This window comes from Sphingopyxis sp. Geo48 (assembly GCF_949769155.1).
Classification (GTDB): domain Bacteria; phylum Pseudomonadota; class Alphaproteobacteria; order Sphingomonadales; family Sphingomonadaceae; genus Sphingopyxis.
Genome location: NZ_CATKPA010000001.1, coordinates 192,685 through 210,235, shown reverse-complemented (window position 1 = coordinate 210,235; position 17,551 = coordinate 192,685). Strand labels below are relative to the sequence as shown.

Annotated in this window: 16 protein-coding genes; 6 read left to right on the top strand and 10 right to left on the bottom strand. The window is 66.0% G+C overall.

What is annotated here, in order from left to right:
* Window positions 1-29 precede the first annotated feature (29 nt).
* Window positions 30-416, top strand: coding sequence for a VOC family protein (locus QOL79_RS01070; RefSeq protein ID WP_058455681.1), 387 nt, complete (start codon window positions 30-32; stop codon window positions 414-416).
* 128 nt (window positions 417-544) lie between these two features.
* On the opposite strand, the gene QOL79_RS01065 is transcribed toward QOL79_RS01070, so the two are convergent.
* The 5 genes from QOL79_RS01065 to QOL79_RS01045 all read right to left on the bottom strand — a co-directional run bounded on the left by QOL79_RS01065 (window position 545) and on the right by QOL79_RS01045 (window position 6,711).
* A complete protein-coding gene (locus QOL79_RS01065; protein ID WP_197410092.1) occupies window positions 545-2,257 on the bottom strand; it encodes an ATP-binding protein in 1,713 nt (570 codons plus the stop codon).
* 82 nt (window positions 2,258-2,339) lie between these two features.
* The gene (locus QOL79_RS01060; protein ID WP_058455680.1) at window positions 2,340-3,107 is read right to left on the bottom strand and encodes a TIGR02186 family protein; all 768 of its coding nucleotides are present in this window, start codon (window positions 3,105-3,107) and stop codon (window positions 2,340-2,342) included.
* Window positions 3,104-4,012: a sulfite exporter TauE/SafE family protein gene (locus QOL79_RS01055; RefSeq protein WP_058455679.1), complete on the bottom strand. Its 909-nt coding sequence runs from the start codon at window positions 4,010-4,012 to the stop codon at window positions 3,104-3,106. Before QOL79_RS01055 ends, QOL79_RS01060 begins: the two co-directional genes overlap by 4 nt.
* A 105-nt stretch (window positions 4,013-4,117) precedes the next feature.
* On the bottom strand, window positions 4,118-5,032 hold the full coding sequence (locus QOL79_RS01050; RefSeq protein ID WP_282946245.1) for a hypothetical protein: 915 nt from the start codon (window positions 5,030-5,032) through the stop codon (window positions 4,118-4,120).
* A gap of 248 nt (window positions 5,033-5,280) precedes the next feature.
* Window positions 5,281-6,711 carry a glycosyl transferase family protein gene (locus QOL79_RS01045; protein ID WP_283418338.1) on the bottom strand — a complete coding sequence of 477 codons (1,431 nt, stop codon included), beginning with the start codon at window positions 6,709-6,711 and terminating at the stop codon, window positions 5,281-5,283.
* A 150-nt stretch (window positions 6,712-6,861) separates the two neighbouring features.
* On the opposite strand from QOL79_RS01045, the gene nhaA reads away from it, so the two are divergent.
* Both nhaA and QOL79_RS01035 read left to right on the top strand, forming a co-directional pair.
* The gene (gene nhaA, locus QOL79_RS01040) at window positions 6,862-8,148 is read left to right on the top strand and encodes a Na+/H+ antiporter NhaA (protein ID WP_283418337.1); all 1,287 of its coding nucleotides are present in this window, start codon (window positions 6,862-6,864) and stop codon (window positions 8,146-8,148) included.
* Window positions 8,148-9,494 (top strand): hypothetical protein, encoded by a 1,347-nt coding sequence (locus QOL79_RS01035; protein WP_283418336.1) that lies wholly within the window; start codon window positions 8,148-8,150, stop codon window positions 9,492-9,494. The genes nhaA and QOL79_RS01035 overlap by 1 nt, the downstream gene beginning before the upstream one ends.
* Window positions 9,495-9,512: 18 nt before the next feature.
* Here the strand turns inward: QOL79_RS01035 and QOL79_RS01030 are convergent, their stop codons facing one another.
* Together QOL79_RS01030 and QOL79_RS01025 are read right to left on the bottom strand one after the other, a co-directional pair.
* Window positions 9,513-10,523 carry a zinc-dependent alcohol dehydrogenase family protein gene (locus QOL79_RS01030; RefSeq protein WP_283419023.1) on the bottom strand — a complete coding sequence of 337 codons (1,011 nt, stop codon included), beginning with the start codon at window positions 10,521-10,523 and terminating at the stop codon, window positions 9,513-9,515.
* The gene (locus QOL79_RS01025; RefSeq protein ID WP_283418335.1) at window positions 10,523-12,262 is read right to left on the bottom strand and encodes an N-acyl-D-amino-acid deacylase family protein; all 1,740 of its coding nucleotides are present in this window, start codon (window positions 12,260-12,262) and stop codon (window positions 10,523-10,525) included. Before QOL79_RS01025 ends, QOL79_RS01030 begins: the two co-directional genes overlap by 1 nt.
* Before the next feature lie 125 nt (window positions 12,263-12,387).
* Here QOL79_RS01025 and QOL79_RS01020 point away from each other — a divergent pair, with 125 nt between their 5' ends.
* Window positions 12,388-13,137, top strand: a complete 750-nt coding sequence (locus QOL79_RS01020; protein ID WP_283418334.1) for a class I SAM-dependent methyltransferase — start codon at window positions 12,388-12,390, stop codon at window positions 13,135-13,137.
* 17 nt (window positions 13,138-13,154) lie between these two features.
* Complete coding sequence (locus QOL79_RS01015; protein ID WP_283418333.1) at window positions 13,155-13,466, top strand: alkylphosphonate utilization protein; 312 nt, start codon at window positions 13,155-13,157, stop codon at window positions 13,464-13,466.
* A gap of 2 nt (window positions 13,467-13,468) precedes the next feature.
* Here QOL79_RS01015 and QOL79_RS01010 read toward each other — a convergent pair whose 3' ends face one another.
* Entirely contained in the window at window positions 13,469-14,116 is a 648-nt protein-coding gene (locus QOL79_RS01010) for a hypothetical protein (protein ID WP_283418332.1), read from the bottom strand.
* Window positions 14,117-14,246: 130 nt separating this feature from the next.
* Here QOL79_RS01010 and QOL79_RS01005 point away from each other — a divergent pair, with 130 nt between their 5' ends.
* Window positions 14,247-15,128 carry a hypothetical protein gene (locus QOL79_RS01005; protein ID WP_283418331.1) on the top strand — a complete coding sequence of 294 codons (882 nt, stop codon included), beginning with the start codon at window positions 14,247-14,249 and terminating at the stop codon, window positions 15,126-15,128.
* A gap of 47 nt (window positions 15,129-15,175) precedes the next feature.
* Here the strand turns inward: QOL79_RS01005 and QOL79_RS01000 are convergent, their stop codons facing one another.
* Both QOL79_RS01000 and QOL79_RS00995 read right to left on the bottom strand, forming a co-directional pair.
* Window positions 15,176-16,168 (bottom strand): cupin-like domain-containing protein, encoded by a 993-nt coding sequence (locus QOL79_RS01000; protein WP_283418330.1) that lies wholly within the window; start codon window positions 16,166-16,168, stop codon window positions 15,176-15,178.
* A 56-nt stretch (window positions 16,169-16,224) separates the two neighbouring features.
* Window positions 16,225-17,511: a serine hydrolase domain-containing protein gene (locus QOL79_RS00995; RefSeq protein WP_283418329.1), complete on the bottom strand. Its 1,287-nt coding sequence runs from the start codon at window positions 17,509-17,511 to the stop codon at window positions 16,225-16,227.
* Window positions 17,512-17,551 lie beyond the last annotated feature (40 nt).

The window sequence follows — 17,551 nt, the reverse complement described above, 5'->3', positions numbered from 1 at the left end:
CTCGCCGCGTGATTCCAGGGGAGGCTGACATGGGACATGTGAAAGGCATCGGCGGACTCTTCTTTCGCGCGAAGGATCCGGAGAAACTGAGCGCATGGTATCGCGAACGCCTCGGCGTCGGCGGCGGGTGCAGCGCCGACGACAGCGTGCCGCCGAACCAGTGGGTGTGGAATGTCACCGCGGGGCCGCTCGTCTTTTCGCCGTTCAAGGCCGACACCGACTATTTCGCCGCCGACCGCCAGTTCATGATCAACCTGCGCGTCGACGATCTCGACGCCGTGCTGGCGCCCTTCAGGCAAGCGGGCGAGGCGATCATCACCAAGCCCGAATGGGACGATCCATCGGTCGGGCGCTTTGCGCGGGTCCACGACCCCGAAGGCAATCCGATCGAACTCTGGGAGCCGCCGCAAGGGTAATCTTGTTGTCTGGCTGACGCCAGACGCGGCACCGGCCCGCTCCCCCCCCCGGCCTCCCGACATAGTATTCTATGGGAGGCCGGGCGGGGGAGCGGGCCGGTGCCGCCTTCGCCGTCAGGCGAAGAACATCAACGCCCCTGGCTACGCCAGCGCTTGACGACGCGTTCGAGGATTTCGGCCTCGCCGCCGGTTTCGCGCCACAGTTTCGAGAAGAGCGGATCGCTCGACGCCGGGCGCTTGTCCTCTTCGAGCGTGTCGAGATAGACGCGGATCGGGATCGACACGCCCTCGCCGCAGACGATGCATTCGCGGTTGCGCAGTGCCGGGATCGAGTCGATGAAGCCGCGCGCGCCTTCGGGCATCGCCGCCTTCACGAAATGCTGGTCGCGTTCGTTGTTGAGGCGCATCGAGATGATCGTGCCGCACTGCGACAGCACGCCTTCGGCCAGGTCGGACGGGCGCTGTGTGATCAGGCCCAGCGACACGCCGTACTTGCGCCCTTCCTTGGCGATCCGTTCGAGGATCTTGCGGACCGCCTGACCCTCGCCGACATCCTTCGCCGGGATGTAACGGTGCGCCTCCTCGCAGACGAGCAGGATCGGGCGCTGCGGCTCGCCGCGCGACCAGATCGCATAGTCGAAGGTCAGCCGAGATAGCACGGCCACGACCACGGACGTGATGTCCGACGGAACGCCCGAGACGTCGATAATCGAGATCGGACGGCCATCCGACGGCAGGCGGAAGATCTTGCCGATGAAATTCGCCATCGTGTCAGCGACGAGCATCCCCGAGAACATGAAATTATAGCGCGGGTCGGCGCGCATTTCCTCGATCTTGCCCTTGATGCGCATGAAGGGCGCCGACGACGTCGCCTTGTCGAGCTTGCCCATCTCGTTCTGCAGGATGTTGAGAAGGTCGGAGAGCAGATAGGGGATCGGCGAGTCGACGGTGATCTTGGTCATCCCCTCGGCGAGCCGGTTCTTGGTGCGCGCCTGCAGCAGGCAGCGCGCCAGAATGTCGCAGTCGGCCTGGCGTTCGCGGCCCTGCGCGGTGACAAACACCTCGCAATGTTCCTCGAAGTTCATCAGCCAATAGGGAAGCGCGAGGTTATCGACGTCGAACAAGGCGCCGGTGCTCTTGAACGCGGCCGAATATTCGCCGTGCGGGTCGATCATCACGATGTGACCCTGCGGCGCGAGTTCGCAGATCTTGTGCAGGATCAGCGCGGCGCTGGTCGACTTACCCGTACCGGTCGAGCCCAAAAGCGCGAAATGCTTGCCGAGCATCGCGTCGACATAGAGCGAACCGCGAATATCCTTGGTCGGATATACGTTGCCGATCTCGACATGCGCGCGTTCGTCGGCGGCGTATATCTGCTTCAGATCGTGGCTGGTCGCCGCATAAACCTGGCTGCCCGGGATCGGATAACGCGTCACGCCGCGGCGGAAATTGTGAATACGACCGGTGATCTTTTCCTCTTCGCCCTCGCCGAGGAAGTCGATCGTCGCAACGATCAGCCCCTCGCCGCGCTCGTGAAGCTGCTGGTCGCGGATGCTGGCGACGAGCCAGGTGCTGCCGACGCGGATCTTTACCTGCGCGCCGACCTGTCCGGCCATCGCGACGGCAGCGTCGGCGGAAGTCGACAATTCGCCCAGCGTCGCAGCATCGAGCAGCATGCGCGATGCCGAACCCGAAATATCGATGACTTCGCCGATCAGCAGGTCATCGCGGTGATGGAGCGTGACCGGCGCGACCGCCGCTGCCGTGCCGCCGCCTGCGAGGCGCACATGCTGCGCCGCCGTCGTGTCACCGGCGCTGAAACCGCCGCCATGCATATCCATATTTTGCCCCGCCACTTGTTGTCCCGGGATCGTTATCGCAGGCGAGAGTAAACAAAGCGCTTATACTAAATGGCAATATATCTCAGCGGCGCCGGAAAATGGCCGATGCGCCATAGCCGAGCAGCAGCGACAGCGCGACCGCGGTCAGGCCGTAGAGGAAGCCGTGGCGCTGCGCCGCGAGCGCGACGAAACGCTCGAAACCCGCCTTGCGGATCTGGACGTCGCGCGAGGCGACCGCCAGCACGCGGCCGCGGCTGATCAGATAGGTTTCGGCGCGATAGGTGCCCACCGGCACCCGCGCCGGAACCGGGATGCGCGCGCGATAGAGCACGCCTTCCGTAATCTCGACCGCGCCGGGATTCTCATAGAAGAGTCCGCTCCGCCGATAGAGGTCGATCAGCCCGCTCTCGAAGCGCGCGAGCTTGCGCGCCTCCGAAAAGCCGGCCGGCGACATCGACAGATTGTCGAGGCCGAGCTCGAAGATGGCGGCGGTGCGTTCGTCGACCAGCTTGTCGATCGGCCGCGACGAACCGATTGCATAGAAGCCCGGCGACGTGCGAAGGCGGATGCTGTTCGCGTTAACCCAGATGCCCGCGACGCGGCGCTTTTCGCGAAGCACGATCGGACGCACCGGTCCTTTCAGCACGACGACGATATCGGCGCGGTCGTCGGGAAGGCGCTGGCCGGGATAGAGGATCGCGCCGAACAGCAGCAATTCCTCGCCGGTAAAGCTGTACTGGATGTCGATCGCGCGGCTCGACACGTCGGGGACGAGCCGCGGATCGGCGGCCTGCGCCGGAACCGCCGCGAACAGCGCGAAACCAAGGATCGAGGCGAGTGCGAGCCTCATTGCACCGTATAGATTTCGTCGGGGCGGATGAAGAGCCCCACGGCCATCCGCGCCGCCACAAGCAACACGATCGCCGCGAGCGCCATGCGCAGATATTCGGGCTTCACCTTCTGCGCGAAGCGCGCGCCGAACTGCGCCCCGGTGACGCTGCCGAGCAGCAGCAAACCGGCGAGGACGATATCGACCGCGCCCGTCGTCATCGCGTGGACCATCGTCGTCGCGATCGTCACGAACAGGATCTGGAACAGCGAGGTGCCGACCACGACCTGCGTCCCCATGCCGAGCAGATAGAGCATCGCCGGGACCATGATGAAACCGCCGCCGACGCCAAGCAGCATCGTCAATATGCCGACCAGCATCCCGAGGATCAGCGGCGCGAGCGGCGAGATATAAAGGCCCGAGCGATAGAAACGCCAGCGCAGCGGCAGGTTGGCGACCATCGGATGGTGACGCCGCTTTCTGGCGGGAGCAGGCAATCCGGCCCGCGCGGCGCGGAGAGCGCCCCAGGCCTCGCGCGCCATCAGCCCGCCGACCGAGCCGAGGAGCACGACATAGAGGATATTGATCGCGGTATCGATCTGGCCCCAGGCGGTGAGGAGTTCGAACAGCCCCGCGCCGATCAGCGAGCCGAGCAGGCCCCCGGCAATCAGCACCGCGCCCATCCGCACATCGACCCCGTCGCGCTCGAAATGTGCGAGCGCGCCCGACACGCTGGCGCCGGTCACTTGCGTCGCCGCTGATGCCGCAGCGACCGTCGGCGGGATGCCATAGAAGATCAGCAGCGGCGTCGTCAGGAAACCGCCGCCGACCCCGAACATCCCCGACAGAAAGCCGACCCCGCCGCCGAGCAGGATGATGACCAGCGCGTTGACCGACAGATTGGCGACTGGGAGGTAGAGATCCATGGGCCCCGAAACATGCGTCTGCGGCGTAAAACTGCGCCGAGTCCCGAAACCCTAGAGCATTTTTCATCGCCGGGGAATCGGATGAACCAGCTAAATTTCCCGACGTCAGAAATCGGCCGCCAGCGTCAGCGCAACGCCGCTTTCGGGGCGAGCATTGCCGGCCACCCGCTGCCGCCAGTCGAGAGCGATCCGAGCGCCCTGCCCGACGTCTGGAAGCTTTACGGTCAATCGCGGCCCTACATCGACGCGCGACGCGCCGGGCTGGATCGCTCCAGCCGCCAGCGCGCCGAGGCGCAGCGGAGACCGCTCGTCCTTGCCCAACCGGCGATCGATCACGACGGCCCCGTCGGCAAAGCCGTCACGGCGGTTGAGGCCGACCACGCCCATTTGGGCATAGGCCTCGAGCCGGAACGCGCCTGCTACCGGAACATCGCCCACGCCACCGCTCGCCAGCGCGGCGAGCGCCGTCCGCCCTTGGTCGCCAAGCGCAACGCGTTGCTCCACCGCGATATCGACCGGCCAGCGCCGGACCGGCGCGAAAGCCACGCCGAACGCGGCCTCGCGCTGGCGCGGCTGTTCAATCGCCACCGTCGCCCGGCCATAGGCGCGCACGCGCCCGGCATCTCCAAAGCCGTAGGCCAGCCGCATCCCGGCCTGCGAGCCCCCCAGTTGACCGCCCGCCACGATATTGCCCGGCGTCCGATCGGATCCTTCGCGCAGATAGATCCAGCTTCCCAGCGACCAGCCACCGAGCCGCCGGTTCATCCAGAAGGGCTCCGCATAGCCTGGCGTTGCGGCCGCGGCGGGCGCCGCGGCCGCCCACAGGCTTTCACGGCCGGGAAAGGCCGCGCTCGACTGACTGGCCGACGGGAACAAGCGTGCCATCAAAGCCAAGCGTAAGCTGTGACGATTGCCGCCGCCGACCAGCGAGGGATCCTCTCCACGCCGGTCATCGTCGCCGACCGCGAAGGCGCGCCGGGCGCCTTGACGGCTTGCCAGCATCGAGGGCGGCACCGACATGCCAAGGGCCTGGCGCGCCAGCGGTCGGTCTCCGGCGCGGGCGGACGTGACGAACGGAGGGAGCGGCGCAGCCAAGGCGGGCGGTGGAGGCACCCACGCGGACCCTACGCCCGCGGGCGCGGCCATCGGGACAGCGGCACCCCACAGCGCCAAAGCTCGAACGCCGATCCACCCAACCAGACACAGCGCCAAAAATCGAAACGCTCGCGCTTCGGTTCCGGCCGGCAGCAAGACGTTGGCGCCGACGATCACTCGGTCGCTCGCGATGGCAGCGGCTCGGTCAGCGGCGCGCGATGGAAATGTTCGGTCTTGTCCCACACGACCTTGCCCGATCGGAGCATGGTCCAATAGAGCGAAGCCGCCCGGCGCGCGGCGAGTATCGCGATGACATTGCCGAGAAAGGCGCGCGGCAGCGCCTGCAGCGCCTGCCGAGGCCCGTACCAGCGGGCAGTGAAATATCCGCGCATGCCAAGCCGCCAGAGCAGAACCACCGCGTTGACCAGGAACAGCGTACGGATCGCCTGTCCCGGCGTCGGCATGGCCCATCCCAGCCACTGCGTCCCCGCAACGCCCAGCGTCGTCAGAACCAACGCGACATAGGCCGTCAGCAGCACGATCGCGGCCAAGGGCGCGCGCCGGTCGCGCCACAGCATCCAGCGCGTCAGCCAGATATTGGGACGTCCGCCATCCTGTATGCTGCGTATCTGGCCGATCCAACCGAGCGAATCCCAGGCCGCAAGCGCGATACCTGCAATCCACCGAGACTTCTGCCGTACTGCGGTTTCTACCGTGATCGGGAACGCCCCGCGCGACGCTATTCGATCCCCGTCCGGTCCGATCGCATCGACGAAGCGGGCCGACAGGCCATAGGCGCCGATCAGCATGCCCAGCTCATAATCCTCGGTCAGGCTGTCCGGCCGAAAGGGATCACCGCCGCGCTCGATCGCCAGCAGGGCAACGGTGCTGCGGGCCAACGCGCAGCCGACGCCTGCCGATGGGATCGGGAGGCCCAGCCGCGAACGAAGCACGACCTCCTTGCCATGCGCTTCCGCAAACTCGTCGCAATAATGACCCCCGATCCAGGTTGCCCCCTGATCGACAAAGGGCACGACCGGGATCTGGACCATCGCATTGCCGTCGAGGGTGCGGCGATAGAGAGCGAGTTCGTGAGGATGCACATGGTCTTCGGCATCGTGCAGAATGACGCCCAGGGCGCGAAACCCCTCGGCACGCTCGTCGGCGCACAGTGCGGCCCACATCTGGTTGAGATTGTCGCCCTTCGTCGTGGGGCCGTCAGCGGCGCCGATCACCAGGCGGAGCCGCGGGTCGGATGCCGCCAGCGGCGACACCGCGAGCAACGTCGCCGCGTCGTTGGGATAACATCCGACATAGATGCGAAAATCATCGTCACCCCAGGCCGCCAGCGAGCGCAACAGCGTCGTCGGCAGAACCGCCGCCTCCTTCCAGGCCGGAATGAAGATCGCCAACTTTCCGGCGAGCGGCTGCTCCTTGTCCACACCGAGATCGACTAGTCGGTCGCGGCCGTTCGTCGCGATCCACAGACCGTCGAAGAGCAGGTCGTCAATCCCGAACAGCAGGATGCCGACCGATGCAAACAGCATCAGTTCGCGACCGGCGCCCAGCACCAGCCACTCCAGCGATGCGATCGACAGCTCCACCCCGCGCGTCGCCCCTTCTCGATGGCGCCCCGCCATCGGCCGGCGTCATTCGGTAATATCGACACAATTTTTGTAAAGGGTGACGGACGCCCCCACGGTCGCTAGGAAAGCGGGGTCAAACCCCTTGAAAGCGATCCGGTATTTTCCCGAATGTCCAGTAAATCCGCCCCTCGATCCGCCCTTCGCGACTTTCTGGAGAGTGAAAGCGCGGGAGGAATGCTGCTGATTTTCGCCGCCATAATGGCGATGATTGTTGCAAATTCGACATTCGCAGAGACCTATAATCATCTCATCCACGCCGTGACGGGGCCGGTCCTGACCGACAAGCTCGGTCCGATGACGGTGCATCTGTGGATCAACGACGGGCTGATGGCGATTTTCTTCCTGCTCGTCGGGCTGGAGATCAAGCGCGAGTTCGTCGACGGACGGCTCGCGACATGGGGCCGGCGGATCCTGCCGATGGTTGCCGCGGCTGCCGGCATGGCAGCCCCGGCCGCGATCTATTTGGCCTTTGCCGGCGCGACGCCCGGCCTCGCGCAGGGCTGGGCGATTCCCGCCGCGACCGACATCGCCTTCGCGATGGGCGTGCTCGCCCTGCTCGGCAAACGCGCACCGACCTCGCTCAAGCTGTTCCTCATCACCGTGGCGATCGTCGACGATATGGGCGCGGTGGCGATCATCGCGCTCTTCTATACCGCCAACATCCACCTCGTCGCGCTCGGCGCGGCGGCGGCGATTCTCGGCGTGATGTTCGCGATGAACCGCCTGGGAGTGAAGAGCCTCGCGCTCTACCTCGTCGCCTTCCTGATCCTCTGGTACGCGATGCTGCTGTCGGGCGTCCACGCGACCATCGCGGGCGTGCTCGCCGCTATGGCGATTCCCTTCGAGCGGACGCCGGGCGCGCCCGACAGCGAAGCGTCGCCGCTGCACCGGCTGGAGCACGGATTGCATCCCTGGGTTGCCTTCGCGATCGTCCCGCTTTTCGGCTTCGCCAACGCCGGGGTCGATGTCCGCGGCCTTGGTCCCGAGCAGATGTTCGCGCCGCTGCCGCTGGGCATCGCGGCAGGGCTGTTCCTCGGCAAGCAGCTCGGCATCTTCGGCAGCGTCTGGCTCGCCGTGAAGCTCGGCATCGCCGGGCGTCTGCGCGGCGCGACCTGGCTGCAGGTCTATGCGGTCGCGATTCTGTGCGGCATCGGCTTCACGATGAGCCTGTTCATCGGCGGGCTCGCCTTCCCCGGCGATGCGGCGCTGGTCGAGGAAGCGAAGATCGGCATCCTGATGGGGTCGCTGGTCGCCGCGCTCTCGGGCTTCGCCCTGCTGCGCCTTGCACCGCCGCATCCCGACCATGACGCGATCGAAAGCGAGACGAACGCGGAAATTGCCGCCGATGGCGATGTGCGCGATACGTCGGACAGGAAGGAACCGGCCGCGACCTGATGCGCAGGCTCCTCCTTCTCCTCCTCGCCGCCCCCTTGGGATCGTGCGCGGTCGATGCGCCGCCGCGTGCCGCGAATGAAGCGGGGATCGCGTCGCTCGATGTCCGGCGCGGCCCCGCCGCGTCGCAAGCCCTCGATGCCATCGCAGCCGACTATCTGCGCCTGACGCTTGAGATCGGGACGCACGAGGACGGATATATCGACGCCTATTACGGCCCGCCCGAACTTCAAAAGGCGGCCGAGGCGGCGCCGCGCGACAAGGATGCGCTGCTCGCCGCGACGCGCGACCTGATGGCGCGGACCGATGCCGCAGCGCGGCGGCTCTCCGATCCGCTCGACCGCCGCCGCGCCGCCTTCCTGCGCGCGCAGCTTCGCGCCGCCGAAGCGCGGCTGATGATGATGCAAGGCACGCGCTTCGCCTTCGCCGACGAGGCGGAGCGGCTGTTCGGCGTCCGCCCGAAGCTGAAACCGCTCGAAACCTATGACGCTGAACTTGCCAGGATCGAGGCGCTGGTTCCCGGCGAGGGACCGCTCGCGACGCGGGTCGAGGCCTATCTCGACCGCTTCACCATACCGAAGCAGCGGCTGCAGAAGGTCTTCGACGCCGCAATCGCACGCTGTCGCGGCCGCAGCGCCGCGCATATCCCGATGCCCGCGGGCGAGAGCTTCCGCCTCGAATTCGTCACCGGCAAGAGCTGGAGCGGCTATAATTATTACCAGGGCGGCTATCACAGCCTGATCCAGGTCAACACCGACCTGCCGATCCGCCTGTCGCGCGCGCTCGATCTCGGTTGCCACGAGGGTTATCCCGGCCATCATCTGCTCAACATGAAGCTCGAGGAAGGGCTGGCGAAGGGGCGCGGCTGGACCGAGTTCAGCGTCTATCCGCTCTACAGCCCGCAAAGCCTGATCGCCGAGGGCAGCGCCAACTACGGCATCGACCTTGCCTTTCCAGGGACCAGCAAGGCCGACACCGAGCGCGACGTGCTGATGCCGATCGCCGAGATTCCCGTACCATCCGACGACCGCTACTGGCAATTGCTGTCGGCGATCAAACGCGCTTCGGGGGCGCGGCTGACGATCGCGCAGCAATATCTCGATGGAGAGATCGACCGCGCGACGGCGGTTGCGCTTACCCGGAAATATATGCTCGTCTCGCCCGAACGCGCCGACCAGTCGGTTCGCTTCACCGAACAATATCGCAGCTATGTGATCAATTACGGCCTCGGCGAGACGATGGTCCGCGCCTATGTCGAGCGCGGCAGGCCGAGCCGCGACGAGATGTGGCGGCGGATGGCGAAGATCGTCAGCGAACCGACCCTGCCTTCGGATTTGCTCGGGCGTTGAGCCGCTAGGGTCAGGACCCTAGATATCGACGATGATCTTGCCGAAATGCGCGTTCGCCGCCTGATGCCGGAACGCATCGGCGAGATTTTCGAGCGGGAAATGCTGGTCGAGGATCGGACGGATGCCGTTCGCCTCGACGCCCGCGATCATCGCGAGTTGCTGCGCGCGGCTGCCGACCGTCAGCCCTTGCACGCGCAGATTCTTGCTCATCAGCAGCGCCGTCTTCACCGGCCCGACAATCCCCGTAAGCACGCCGATCAAGGCGACATGGCCGCCGACGCGCGTCGCGACCATCGATTGGTCGAGCGTACCGGCACCGCCGATCTCGACCACCGTATCGACACCGCGCCCGCCGGTGAGTTCGAGCGCCCTGGCGCCCCACTCCGGGACGTCCTTGTAATTGATCAACGCGTCGGCGCCGAGCGCCTTCAGCCGATCGAGCTTCGCGTCGGACGAGCTTGTCGCGATCACCCGCGCACCTGCCGCCTTGGCGAATTGCAGCGCGAACACGGACACCCCGCCGCTGCCCTGCACCAGAACGGTCGAGCCCGGCAAGGTAACGCCGTCGACGAACAGCGCGCGCCACGCGGTCAGCCCCGCACAGGTCAGCGTCGCGGCCTCGGCGGCCGACCAGCCTGTCGGTGTGCGGGTAAACCAATGCTGCGGCGCCACCACCACGTCGCGCGCATAGCCGTCGGTGCTGTCACCGGGCACATTGGTCAGCGCGCTCATCGACGGCGAGGGGCCGTCGCCCCAGCCGGGAAAGAAGAGCGAAACGACACCGTCGCCGACCTTGTAATCGGTCACGCCCTCACCAACCGCCTCGACGGTCCCCGCGCCGTCGGACATCGGGATGCGGCCATCGACCGTCGGAATCATCCCGGCGACGACCGCGAAGTCATGGAAGTTGAGCGACGAGGCCGCGAGCCGCACGCGAATCTCGCCCGGCCCCGGATCGCCGGGGTCGGCAAGGTCGGCGAGCGTCAGATTGTCGAGCGAGGCGGGCGCGCGAAGCCGGACCGCCCGCATCACTCCGCCGCCATCGCCAGCTCGACTTGCTGCGGACCGCGGATGACGCCGCCCGGGGTCGGGCCCTGCATTTTGCCGTCCTTGAAGGTGACGACCCCCGACTTGATCGTCGCGACATAGCCGTCGGCCTTTTGCAGCAGGCGCTTGCCGCCCGCCGGCAGGTCGAAAGCGAGCCACGGCTTGCCAAGCTTCAGCGCTTCCATGTCGATGACGTTCAAATCGGCGAGATAGCCCGGCGCCAGCACCCCGCGATCCTCGAGGCCGTAGAGCATCGCGGTATCGCGGCACTGGCGCTTGATCGCGTGTTCAAGGGCGATGCGGTTCCCCTTGCGGTCGCGGACCCAGTGCTGGAGCATGAAGGTCGGCGAGGCCGCATCGCAGATCGTGCCGCAATGCGCGCCGCCGTCCGAAAGACTGTTCACGGTGTCGTCCGCCGCCTGCAAATCCTCGAGGAAATTGAGGTTGCCGTCGCGGTAGTTGAGGATTGGGAAGTAGATGAAACCCTTGCCGTCGTCCTTCATCAGCAGATCATAGGCATATTCGTCAGGCGAGACCCCCGCCGCCGCGGCACGCGCGGCAATGCTTTCGTCCATCTTGGGCTCATAGTTGAAGTCGGGGTCCATTTCGAACTGCACCGGCCAGCCGAGCGCGACGATTTTCAGGAAATCGAGGATGTCGCTTTCAGGCCAGACATTCTCCTCTTCGATCATGCGCTTCTTGAACGCCGGGTCTTTCAGCTTGGAAAGCTGCTCGGCCCACGGCAGGTCGATGATCTCGTTCCATGCCGGCTTGAAGCGGAAAGGATGCACCGTTCCCTGCCACGCCATGATGATGCCATTGCCGCGCAGCGCGATCTGCGCGACGATGTTCGCGCCGGTCGCATTCTGGCGCCGCATTTCCTCGATCTGCTCCTCGAGCGGCAGCTCCTTCGCAATCGACTGAAGCGCGGCAAAGGTGACCGGGAGGCCGGTCTCGCGGCTGAGATCGCCCATCCACTGAAACTCGTTCCACTCGCGTTTCAGATCGCTCGCCATTTCGAACACGCCATAGCCGACACGGCCCATTGCGCGGCCGATCGCGATCAGCTCTTCGGCGGTCGCAGTGGTGCCGGGGACGAGTTCGCCGTCGATCGACTTGTGAAGAACGGTGCGGCTGGTCGAGAAACCGAGCGCGCCGGCGCGCACGCCTTCTTCGACGATGCGCGACATCTCCGCGATGTCTTCGTCGGTCGGGACCGCGCCGGGTTTCTCGCGATCGCCGAGCACATAGGCGCGCACCGCGCCGTGCGGGACGTGGCACGCGACGTCGACGGTGCGCGGCAGCTTTTCGAGCGCGTCCATATATTCGGGGAAGGTCTCCCAATCCCACGACATGCCCTCGGCGAGCGCGGTGCCGGGGATGTCCTCGACGCCCTCCATCAGGCTGATCAGCCAGTCGTGGCGGTCGGGCCGCGCGGGCGCAAAGCCGACGCCGCAATTGCCCATGACGACGGTGGTGACGCCGTGCCAGCTCGACGGCGCCATTTCGGCGTCCCAGGTCGCCTGCCCGTCATAATGGGTGTGGACGTCGACGAAGCCGGGGGTAACGATCTTGCCGGTCGCGTCGATTTCCTCGCGTGCGGGGCCGAGGTTCCGGCCGATCGCGACGATGCGATCGCCCGCCACCGCGACATCCGCAACGAAAGGCGCGCCGCCCGTTCCGTCGACGACGGTGCCGCCGCGTATCACCAGATCATGCATCCCGACTCTCCCGTCTATTTGGTTTCTAGGTGAAACCTATCACCAAAATCAGGATGTGCAAATTATGGCGCCGGACGCGTTCCAAGGCGCTATGATGTCGCAACAAACCATAAGGAGTCGATGCCATGATCCGCCCGCTGACCCTTGCCATCCTGCTTGCCCTCGCCGCTCCGCCGGTCGCTGCGAAACAGGCCTCTGCCCCAGACACCAAGGCCGCGCTCGCCGACCCGGCGCGCCCGGCCGCCGACCGCGAGCGCGACGCGGCGCGCAAACCGGCGGAGCTGCTCGCCTTTGCCGGGATCAAGCCGGGGCAAAAGGTCGGCGACTTCGTGATGGGCGGCGGTTATTTGACCCGCATCCTCGCGGGCGCAGTCGGTCCCGCGGGAAAAGTCTATGCCTTCCAGCCCGCCGAGTTCATCGCGTTCAAGAAGCAATATGGCGACGATCAGGCTGCGATCGATGCCGCCTATGCCAATGTCGACGCGGTCGCGGGGCCGTTCGCGGCGCCGGCGTTCCCCGAACCCCTCGACGCGATCATCACCGTCCAGAATTTCCACGACCTTTACCTCAAGCCCTTCCCCGCAGGCACGGGCGCCAAGGCAAGCGCCGCGCTGTTCGCGGGGCTGAAGCCTGGCGGGACGCTGATCGTCGTCGACCATAGTGCTGCCGCGGGCAGCGGCACGACGCTGTCCGACAGCCTCCACCGCATCGACAAAGCGGCGGTGATCGCGGCGCTGACCGACGCGGGATTCAAGCTGGAGGCATCCAGCGATCTTTACAAACAGACGGCCGATCCGCTTACCGCCAACGTGTTCGACCCGGCCATTCGCGGCAAGACCGACCAGTTCACGCTGCGTTTCCGCAAACCCGAATAAGATAGCAGAGCGAGATCATGACCAGCGACGACGATGATTATGTCTATGACGAAGCGAGCGGCGAATGGTTGCCCGTCGGCGAAGCCCGCGCCCGCGCCGAAGCCGCGAATGCGCTTCCGCAAGCGAAGGATGCGGTCGGCAATATGTTGAACGATGGCGACTCGGTCGTCCTCATCAAGGATCTGCCGGTGAAGGGCGCGGGGCAGACGCTCAAGGTCGGGACGGTGATCAAGTCGATCCGGCTGACCTCCGATCCCGAGGAAATCGACTGCCGCTACGAAGGCATCAAGGGTCTCGTCCTGCGCACCGAATTCGTGAAAAAGCGTTAGAGTCAGCGGCGGAGCTTCTTCATATGCCGGTCATACCATCTGCCGGCGAAATGCAGCGCCCAGGCGAGCGGGATCGCCACGAACGCCCAACGCCAGTCGAAGCGGTCGATCAAACCGTCGTCGAGGTGCGAAAAATAGCCAAGCAGGATGATCGGAACGACGACGGCGAGCGACGCGATCTGGAACCAGTTCGTGCCGCTCCCGAGGCGCCCGGCGTCGATCGGCAGCGGCGCGCGCGCCGCGACCGCCGCCTCGATCGTGTCGCGCCGGCTTCGCCACCCCCCGACATAGTCCCAGATTTCGAGGCCGACGAGGCCGACCTCGACCACGAAGACGCCGAGCCCGATCGCCGCCGCATGGAAACGCTGCGGGATATCCATGAGGTCGAGCAGCCAGCCCCCGCCGAAGACGATCGCCAGCAACGCGCCGATCGCCCATGCCGCCTGGACGGGGATCGAGGCGATCATCGCATCGACATGCGTCTCAAGGCCGGCGCGCCAGCGTGCGATTTCGTCCGGCCGGACGCTGCGCCCGCGGCCGTCGCGGCCGCGATAGGCAGGGCCCATCGACGTGTCAACGAACCAGCGCTCGAAACGCCGAAGCTCGGTGTCGCGGATCTGCCGCTTCTGATAGTCGCTGACGAATGGCATCGGTTGCCCCTTCCCCGCGTCGCATAGCGGATGGACCTTAAGGCGACGATAAGGGCCGCCCTTACATCGGCGGGAATAATGATCTAGATTCAGCCGTCTTTCCGAAGTCCAAAGGGCTATGCAGACGTCCGTGGCGAATTCTCTCGAACGGGATATGGCGGCCGGGTTGCACGCGATCCCATGGATGGCGTTGCCCGCCGTGCCGCCCGGCACGAAGCTCAGCGCGACGCGGGCCCATGTTGCGGCGCGCCGCGTCCGGCTTGCTCCCCGCGCCGAGGTACTGGCGCCGGCAAACGGCGCCGGGCCCTGGGCGCTCTATTTCGCGTTTGCGCCCGATGGCCGGGCGCTGGGCCAGCACCGATTCACGATGACGCGGCTGCGCGAACAGGGGTTTCGCATCTTGCTCGTCGTGGCGTGTAACGGCCTTCCCGATGCCAATTTCATGTCCGCCGATGCCGTGATCAGAAAGGAGCTGAACGGCTTCGACTTCTCGGGCTATGCGATCGGACTCGACCATCTTGCCGACACGGTCGGCCGCACCGACGTGCTGGTCCTGAACGACAGCGTCTTCGGTCCCTTTGCCGACATGCGCACATTTTTCGCGCGCACGCCGTTTCGCATGACAGGCTTCACGGCAAGCTACGCGGTCGAACCGCATCTGCAAAGCTACGCCTTTCTGATCCGCGATTTCGATCGCGCCTATATGGAAGGATTGCGGCCGGTCATGTGGCGCCGGTTCGCCTGCAGCCACCATGGCGGCGTGGCCTTCCTGCAGGAGACCCGGCTGGGCCGGATTGCGGCGCGGATGGGGTCGGTGGGGTCGGTCTGGACGCCATCAGACCCGATTTACGATCTGACGATGAGCGATCCGCTGGGGTTGTTGGCCGCCGGCTATCCCTTTCTGAAGCGTTCGGTGATCGGAAAATTCTCCGACGGCTTCGACAGCGATGCAATGATTGCCGCGTTGACGGCACGCGACCACCCGATCGAACGCACGTCCTACGCCGCCTGACCGCGGCGACAGAACGGAGCTTGCCTGCGGCAAAGCGCAAGAAGGCGCTAGATCGCCCCCCACGACCGATAGTCCTCGACATGCGCATTGGGTCGGCGAAAGCTGGTGAAGCTCATGCTCGCCGATAGGTCGAGCGCTTCGACCTGGTGCCACCAGCCGACCGGCAGGAAGATCGCCTCGCCAGGGCCGATAATCGTTTCCAGCACCGGCGGAGCGCTGCCGTCGCCTTCGCCGGCCGGCAGGGCCTCGTTGCCCCAGTCGGAGAAGCAGTGGCGGCTGTTGCGCATCCGCGCAAAGGCCCAGGGCGGCGCCATGCGAACGCGCTTGCGGCCGATCACCTGCACGAGCAGATTGTTCGTGAGATCATGGTGCCACGGCGTGAGCGTGCCGCGCGGCCCGAGCCAGAAGAAGCCGTCGCGCGCACGCCTGTCGTCCAGCAGCCCAATCGGCGCCATATCGTCCCACAAGGGCGCGAGCGCCGCGGCATTGTTGCCGCTGTTGTAGGCGGTCAAATAGATGTCGTTGCTCGCCTCGTCCTTGCGCAGCCAGTCGATCAGTTCGCCGAAGCGGACGAGGCGGCGGTGGCCGTCCTTGTCGAGTTCGTAATCCGGATCGCGCTCGCGTTCGACCTGCGCCTCGACCACGTTGTTGCCCGCGACCGCGTCGAAATGATCGAGCGACCAGCGCGTCAGCGCGGGCCAATGGTCGATGATACCGATCAGCTTCGCGGGCCGGTTCGCCTCGTAATAATGCCGGTAAAATAATTCGGCGTCGGGCTTGTCGAGCATATCGAGCGCGAAGCCGCCCTCCGCCTCGAACGCGAGGCGCTGCTGGTTCGCAAACAGCCAGTCCTGCTTCGCCATCCGCGTCGCCTGCTGCCGCAGCATCGCCGCCATCGGATCCTTCACCAGCCGGTCGACCTCGTACTTCGCCGCCGCCGCCGACACGCCCGCTTCGACCAGCCGCGCGTGGAGCAGCGCATCGTCGTCGCCCGCCGCCAGGCCTTCGGCAAGCAGCATGCGTTTGTCGGGCTGGGCCATCGTCACAATCTCCTCGGCCCGCTCAAGGCCAGCGACATGACAAAAGCATGACAGCGTCAGTCGCCTGGTGCCCCCTTGTAATCCGCGCCATAGACCGCGGCGCGGAAATCGCGGTGGAGCGTGCCGTCATAGGGCATCGTCTGGACGAAAAAGACCGCGGTCAGCTTGTTCACCGGATCGACCCAGAACAAGGTCGAGGCCGCGCCGTCCCAGAAAAATTCCCCGACAGCGCCGCGATTTTCCCCAGATGTCTGCGGCGGCCGCTTGCGCACCGCGAAATCCAGGCCGAAGCCGACCGCGCCCTTTTCGGGAAGCCACAGCCGCTCGGCGATCGCGGGGTCGAGCTGGTCGGTCGCCATCAGCTTCACCGTCGAAGGCTGGAGGATGCGCGCACCGTCGAGTTCGCCTTCGTTCAGCAGCATCCGCGCGAACCGCTGATAATCGTCGAGCGTCGAGGCGAGCCCGAAACCGCCGGGCGTCAGCGCGTGGTCCTGAAAATTGAGCGTCCGCGCCTCCGCATCGGGCATCTGTCCGAGCTTGCCGTCCTGCTTGACGTTCATCGCCGCGAAGCGCGGCAGGCGTGCGTCGGGCTGGCGCCACGCAGTGTCGGTCATCTTCAGCGGCTCGAAGATATGCTCGCGGACATAGTCGGCGAACGGCTGGCCCGACAGTTTCTCGACCAGCGCCGCCTGCACATCGACGCCGATGCTGTAGCTCCACTGGCTTCCCGGCTGGAAGAGCAACGGGACCCCGGCGAGGCGGCGGTTCATCTCGGGAAGCCCGATCGTCAGGGCGAGCGGGTCGGCGGCGACATAGGCGTTGTGCGCCGGAGTCGGCCCCGGACCATAGGCGAAACCCGCCGTGTGGCGCATGACGTCGCGGATCGTGATCGGACGCTCGGCCGGAACATAGATCGGCTGGCCCGCCGCATCGCGGCCCGCATAGACGCGCATGACCGCATATTCGGGGAAATATTTCGCCAGCGGGTCGTCAAGGTGGAACCTGCCCCGTTCCCAGAGCTGCATCAGGGCAACCCCGGTCACCGGCTTGGTCATCGAGAAGATTTGCGCGATCGTATCGCGGCGCATCGGCCGCCCGGCCTTGCGGTCGGCCATACCGGCACTGCCGAAATAAACCTCCTTGCCACTCTGCCAGATCAGCGCCGAAGCCCCCGCGGCGCGGCCGCTGTCGACCATATGTCTCAGGGCGGTGTCTATCCGCGTCTCGTCGATCGTCAGCGCCTCGGCCTCTGCCGGCCGCGCTTGCAGCGGCGGCGCGACCGCCGCCGACGCCGTCCACGCCATCGTCATCGCCAGCGCCATTGCCAGTCGCTTGCCGCGCATATCGTCTCTCCGCCGTCGCCGCGGTTCGTCGCGGATCGGC